Consider the following 204-nt stretch of genomic DNA (forward strand, 5'->3'; position numbering starts at 1 on the left):
GAGGGTTTGTCCTTGTGGACAGGTATAGGTGTTTGCTTCTTTGTTGTAAATGAACTTGGATACTAAATACTCGGGTTGTGTGCCATTTTCGTTGCTTTTGCCTTGATCTGGATGGGCCACTATGGTGGTGATGTTGTGGTTTTTGCAGGTTTCGAGTTCGCGTCCGTTGTGATAGCCTTTGTCAACTAGTACGGTAAAAGTTTC

The 204-nt window shown here is 44.1% G+C and carries 1 pseudogene; it reads right to left on the reverse strand.

The features are described from left to right. Window positions 1-204 (reverse strand): annotated as a pseudogene (locus tag WFZ85_RS16445) (IS1182 family transposase); the annotation flags it as partial.

This window comes from Flavobacterium aureirubrum (genome assembly GCF_038739835.1).
Taxonomy (GTDB): domain Bacteria; phylum Bacteroidota; class Bacteroidia; order Flavobacteriales; family Flavobacteriaceae; genus Flavobacterium; species Flavobacterium aureirubrum.